The following is a 6,242-nucleotide window of genomic DNA, read 5'->3' on the forward strand; positions in this document are numbered from 1 at the left end:
GCTCAACGAATACGCCTTCGATACCTTCATGATCCGCACCCGCGGCCGCGTGTGATCAGGCGACTTTCGCCTCCAACATCATACTACGGGAAAGTATGAGTTGCGAGGGCAACGTTGAGCTGCCAGGAGCGGATACTCCGATCCTGGTCCCCAGTGTGGATCCGGCGACATTCAAACCACCAGCTTCCTTACCCGGGCCTGGAACGCTCGAGCACGAGCTGTGCGATCAATGGCCGCTAGAGTATCCGTATTGATCAAGCGGGTTTTGGGCTCCAGTGCCGCTGGTCCCGCAAGAGCACATTGGCCAGGATGATGAGTTTGCGCATGATCGCCGTCAGGGCGACTTTCGCCGGCTTTCCCGCCGCAAGCAGGGCCTAGTACTTGGCGTTCAGATCCGGATTGGAGCGGGCAGCCACCAGTGCCGGCATGTACAAGCGCCTGACGCAGATGGGCGCGTCCGCCCCGGATCGTGCGGCGTCCGCGCGAGGCTCCGCTGTCGCGCGCCACCGGAGTCAGTCTAGCGAGGCTGGCCACCTGACTTTGATCGAGGGCTCCGAGTTCGGGCATCTCGATGAGCAGGCTCAAGGCGGTGGCCTGCGCGATGCCGGGAATGCTCATGAGGATCGCCAAGCGCGGGGCGAGATCTGCATCTCGCAGGCACAGGCTCCGAAGCTGTGCATCGATTGCAACCAGTTGGCGGTCAATCTGGCGCAGCCGCGTCGTTGGAAAAGCGGCGCGTGGCCCCATCAGGGTAGGGACAGACATCGAGTTGATCTTTGGCAATGTCGATGCCGGCGGTCTGTGATATAGGATGACGCATCTTTTCCGCGTCGTGGACTTGTCATGCGGGCCATCACGCCCGGGTATCCGTTCAGGCCACGAGTAAAAGGGAGGGGCGGTCTCACTCTAGCTCGACCCGTACCGGTCTGCATCGGAACGACCCGTCCCCTCCCACCGCCAGGGAGCTCGCGACCCGCTGGCGGTGTCCTCATCTTGCTCGATCAGGACCGGCAAATCATAAGACAAGCATCAGACGATTTGCCAGACCCGCTCGGTTCCAAATCTCTGCCCAGCGGAGAGGGGTGCGTCGTGGATCCGCCTTTCCGTCCGATGCTGTATCCGTTTCTCGGCATCGGTTAGGCTGCCCACCTTACGCAGTAGGCGCCCACCACGTGACCGAGCTCCGCCAAAGCCTTCCGGGGGTGCAGCAGCGCCGCCATACCGGACGCATCAAGGCACGAACAGTCTCCGGGCCCGACACTCCAGAGCGGATGAAGCGAACCCAATCTAGACGCAGCTAGGGCCCGTTAGCGTCTGATCCAATCGATTGCAGCGGCGAGACAGAGGACGCCCATGAAGGATCGGGCTGTCTTCTCGTAGCGCGTTGCAACGGCGCGCCATTCCTTCAGCCTTGCCCAGAGCCGCTCGACGACGTTGCGGTTGGTATAGATCCACTCCGGGCAGGCTACGAGTGCCTCATTCGACTTGGTTGGGATCGCAGGCTTCGCGCCCATGCTCCAGATGTGCTCGCGGAAGCTGTGGCTGGAATAGCTGCGATCGGCCACCACCCAGCTGGGCACACCCGGCAGGCTGTCGAGCAACGGAATGGCCTCAGGCAGCTCGTGCGCCTGACCGGGAGCNGCCCATGCTCCAGATGTGCTCGCGGAAGCTGTGGCTGGAATAGCTGCGATCGGCCACCACCCAGCTGGGCACACCCGGCAGGCTGTCGAGCAACGGAATGGCCTCAGGCAGCTCGTGCGCCTGACCGGGAGCAATCCGGAAGGCAATCGCCCGCCCTTGGCTGTCAGTAATCACGCAAGCCTTGGTGCCATAGCCGCCACGAGACCGGCCAAGCGCCTCACGATGGTCTCGTTGAGCTTGAGAGCCCCTTTTCGGGCGGCACCCGCCGCCTTCTGGTGGGCACGGATGTTCGTGCCGTCCAGGAACGTCATCCCGAGCTGGATGCCTTGCTCCTGCACCAGGTTCAGCAGGCGCTCCCAGACACCCAGACGAGCCCAGCGGATGAAGGTCTGGGCCGCCATCCACCACGGCCCAAGCTCGACTGGTAGTGCTCGCCACTTGGCTCCGTTCTCATGCCGCCAGAGGATTGCGCTCATGGTGCGCCGGAGATGGGATGGAGGCACTTTGGCATGTGGCCGGCAGGCTTCGACCAGAGGCTCCAGCATTGTCCATTGCGCCTCCGTCAGCATCAGAACCTCCTGCTCTCAAGGAGGGACAACGCTCTCAGACGCTAACGGGCCCTAATCCGTAAAAACATGAGACTATCCCTTCTGTCCGATTTTGCCTTCGGTTCCGGCCAGAAGGCGGCGGATGTCTTGGCTGTGCTTCCACCAGAGTAGGGCTACGAAGAGGGTAGTCATCGCAGCCATGCTCGGCTCGCCTAGGAGCCACAGGATAATGGGCGTCGTGGCGCTAGCGACGAGAGCGGCAAGCGACGAGTACCTGCTCGCGAAGGCAATCCCGAGCCAAATCAAGGAAGATCAAGGCGACGACCGGCATCAGGCCGAGCAAAACGCCGATGAAAGTGGCAACGCCCTTGCCGCCCTTGAACGTGAGCCAAACCGGAAAGAGGTGACCGAGGAAGGCGCCGAGTGCTGTAACCATGGCGAGCTGCGGGCCCAAGACGTAGTTTGAAGCACCGCTGCCGTCGTGCCCTTCAGGGCATCTCCGAGCAGGGTGGCTGCCGCTATGCCTTTTCGCCCCGTGCGCAGCACGTTGGTGGCGCCGATATTGCCGGAGCCAATCTGCCGGACGTCGCCCAATCCGGCCATCCGGGTGAAGAGAATCCCGAACGGGATTGAGCCTAGCATATATCCGAACAGCAGGGTGCCTAGCACGTACAGAAGATTGGCTTCGTGAAACATCTTTTCTCGGTAGATGGCTTCGCACTGAGATACCCGAGAGGTAGACGCGCGAGAATGATAGTTGCTCACCGCTTCAGGGAAAAAATATGGGCGCCAACGCGCAACGATGTCAGGGGTAGATCCTATAGTTAAATCTGTAACAAGCATCCGACCGTCCGCACTGTGGCAAATGCCGCTAGCTGGAGCAGCAACGAGAACTTTTCCCGAACGTAGGGACAGCTAGAACTAGGCAGGCGCAATTCTATTCGAACTGTCAGATCACGCGGCCTGACCTCAGGGCTGCAGCAGCCGCAAGGGACCGAAGCCGTCGATGAGCGAGCACAGGCTCGCGCGTTCCATGCAAAAATCCTAGTGAGATTCATATGCTGCACGCCCACAGGCGAGACAAGCTTGAGCACTTCGATGGCAACGGTTCGCTCCCGCCGGCGGAGATGGTCCGCGGTGCGCTCAGTTCATGGCCCCGCAGAAAGGCCAGGAAGGTGTGCATCTTCCAGCGATCAGATTGCCCCTGGCGCTGTAGCAGCATGATGGCGAAGCTGTCGATGGTGAACGGCAGCCCGGCAGGGATGGTCCGCTTCAACAAACGCCACCATGTGCATGTCGACCGGATAGCTCAAGGTCGTGAGTCACCTCACGACCCCAGAAGGGCGTCACTCCTGTGCGCTGAAGGAAAGCCTTCGAATTTGCATTTCTGTCCGACGCTTTAGAGACACAAAGTGGCTTGTATCCATCGACCGCTGCCAGATTAGAAAGCGTCGACACTCACAGGCTAAATACGGCTGGTCGCAAGCAATCAATCCGCGAGCAGCCGAAGTTCGGTTACGACTGTAGTCGCATCTCTATATTCTGAAATGCCAGTGAGAAAGCACTTCGGGAATTGTGCACTCCGAATTTAGAAACGAGACGAGCCGAAGATAACTATGTACAATGAATCCTCGCCTTTACGGCCGTTGGGCGTTTATGAACGCCTCATGTACGACTACTCATCATATCATCCAAGGCACTTCTGTGTCGTAGCAGAACTAGCGGTATCACGTACCGAGAACGACTACCGCATAGCGCTTCAGGCGGTTCAGGCCCGTCATCCTTCGCTGTCAGCACTTATCGCACGGGATAGCCGAAACGTTCCCCATTTCGTCAGCGCCAGTCATCACATAGAACCATCTATCCTACCGCGCGACCAAGGTCCGGACTGGCGAGAAATCATAGAGAGAGAACTAGTACAGGATTTTCTTGAGGGTGAACCACTTGCCCGAGCTACAGTTTTGTATACCCCGGATGAGGCTACCATCATCTTGACTTTCCACCATGCGATCGCCGACGGAATTGCAGGTGTTTTTATCATCGAAGATATTATGCGGGCGCTTGCTGGGCGCGATCTAGGGAAACTGCAAGTTCCCGCTTCTCTTGATGACCGTGCGATGGCCCTTCGCCAAGAACCCTCGACAATCGTCGACAGAGGATCTTCGAACCTAGAACACATCGGTGAGCAGATACTTATTGAAAGCGCAGGCAAACCCTTGTGGAGGAGTTTTGCAACCGATCGGGTTATTACCAACACGATAGCATTAGACACGCGGTTCCTTGATCGCGCACGGCAGCTATCAAGAAGCCACGGGACTACAATACATGGTGCAATCTGCACGGCACTGGCGGTCGCAGCGTCGCAAGTGGAAGGTTCTAGCGAGTATACAATTTTGAACCCCATCAATTCGCGCTCAGCATTGGGTTTCCAAGATCGGGGTTGCGTTATGTTAGCGTCTGCAGCCACCCACTCGATACCTGAGACAACACTGGCAACTTTTTGGCAGCGTGCGAGGCAGTATACGAATGATGTTGCGGCGTCGAGGTCGAGAGAAAACCTCCTAGCTGGTGTTAGAATGTTGCAGGACAGGCTCCCACCTGATGGTGATCAGAGGTTGGCATGCGGTCTAATGGGTGCATTCCCATACGACGCCGTTGTATCGAATCTGGGCAAACTTGAGATTCAAGACCGGATCGACGACGTGGATCTGAGGGGATTCTGGGGACCCTCCGGCCAAGCACGCCTGAGGCGAGAGCGCTTCATTGGTGTCGCAACGACAAACAACGTAATTCGGTTAGTTGAGGCAGCGCCCGCATTCCAGCCGCCACTGTTGCAAAGCCTGAAAGCAGTTTTGGTCGAGGCTTGCAGTCTATAGGATCAAAGCAGTGGATGCCCCTTAGATAGCTCGCAGGCTCCTCGGCCACGTGATCTTCTGACCTTGGCTAGTTGGTCGGAAAATGTTCTTACTCTGAGTTAAGAGGCCGGCTAAAAACTTACGAGTAGGCACGAGGTCTTGCATGGCCGAGGAGCCGAGGGAGCAGCAAGGGCTGAACCGTGCGACTCAGCGCCCACCGATGCCGCCGATTGAACCAGGACGTGAGTAGGATGAGCCGTACGCAAGCGTCGCAGACGGCCTATCCCATCCATACTAGAGACCGCCTCAGGCGCACTATTGATGCGCCTTCACTTGAGCGTATCAGATCTAAGCCGAGGTGACCGGCATCGCTGTGACTTCCGATCCCGCGGCTCAGGGCAAGCGGGTCTCACCTCAAATCGCCAGACTGACAGTACTATCTGCTAAGATGGTGCGCCCGTATCGCAGATGCTTGGAAGGGTAGCGCTTGTACACTACGGCGCCATTCGCGCACTGGCTGGTCCACGCCTTCATCGCGCGCCAATGCTGCAATGGTCCCACAGGGCCCCGGGGGTGATCGATGGGCAGACAACTCGGCACAAGTTCGCGATACATAGGGAGACACAGCTAGCCTCGACGCTGTTGCTTGGCAGGTCAGCGTGCGGCTCCTTGGACGCCATGCTAATTGTACCGCCGCAATTCTTACCGCGCGAACGACTCTTGACAGCGCAGCCAGCGACATATAAATAAATGTTATCGCGGTAATTCTTGTAAGTTTGAGAAAGCGCCTAGTAAGAGCAAGACCAGAGGCCATATGACCGCAACCCTCGCTTACTCCACGCGATTGTGCAGCCCCAGCATTCCGCCTTCAAAGCGCAGTCAGAGGGATTCAGGTATAATGCACAAGGAGGTGGCAGTATGTCGAGATACTCGGCGTCTCGCAGCTGGACGTGGTTAAGGGCTGGGCACGAGCTATCCGTCTTTCCAGGCCATGGGAGACCGGCGTGTCATTAGGTCTTTCACAGCCAGCTCGTTTCACCATTGCTCGCCAACTCCTTAGTGCTCGCCCGCCGAAGCCTCCGTACTACCAAGCTGCGTCTTCTTCGCCACATAGATGGGACCCAGCGCCAACCAAGCAACCTATCTGGAGCGTCCTAGTTGTGAGTTCTGATCAGGTTGTTCCGGCGAGAGCCTGGGC

At 58.3% G+C, this 6,242-nt stretch carries 2 protein-coding genes and 4 pseudogenes; 1 reads left to right on the forward strand and 5 read right to left on the reverse strand.

The genetic code is table 11. From position 1 onward, the window contains the following. Positions 1-254: 254 nt before the first annotated feature. From LG661_RS23930 to LG661_RS23950, 5 genes and pseudogenes are all read right to left on the reverse strand, one after another. Positions 255-717, reverse strand: a pseudogene (locus tag LG661_RS23930) (transposase); the annotation flags it as partial. A gap of 590 nt (positions 718-1,307) precedes the next feature. Next, a pseudogene (locus LG661_RS23935) lies at positions 1,308-1,643 on the reverse strand (transposase); the annotation flags it as partial. Beyond that, positions 1,642-2,210 (reverse strand): annotated as a pseudogene (locus LG661_RS23940) (IS5 family transposase); the annotation flags it as partial. The pseudogenes LG661_RS23935 and LG661_RS23940, both read right to left, overlap by 2 nt. A gap of 72 nt (positions 2,211-2,282) precedes the next feature. Then, a pseudogene (gene plsY, locus LG661_RS23945) lies at positions 2,283-2,885 on the reverse strand (glycerol-3-phosphate 1-O-acyltransferase PlsY). A 358-nt stretch (positions 2,886-3,243) separates the two neighbouring features. Continuing rightward, a complete protein-coding gene (locus tag LG661_RS23950; RefSeq protein WP_230534506.1) occupies positions 3,244-3,465 on the reverse strand; it encodes a hypothetical protein in 222 nt (73 codons plus the stop codon). A gap of 391 nt (positions 3,466-3,856) precedes the next feature. Between LG661_RS23950 and LG661_RS23955 the strand changes: the two genes are divergently transcribed. After that, positions 3,857-5,065, forward strand: a complete 1,209-nt coding sequence (locus LG661_RS23955) for a condensation domain-containing protein (protein WP_230534507.1) — start codon at positions 3,857-3,859, stop codon at positions 5,063-5,065. The last annotated feature ends 1,177 nt before the right edge of the window (positions 5,066-6,242 follow it).

It is taken from the genome of Microvirga roseola (genome assembly GCF_020866965.1).
Lineage (GTDB): Bacteria > Pseudomonadota > Alphaproteobacteria > Rhizobiales > Beijerinckiaceae > Microvirga > Microvirga roseola.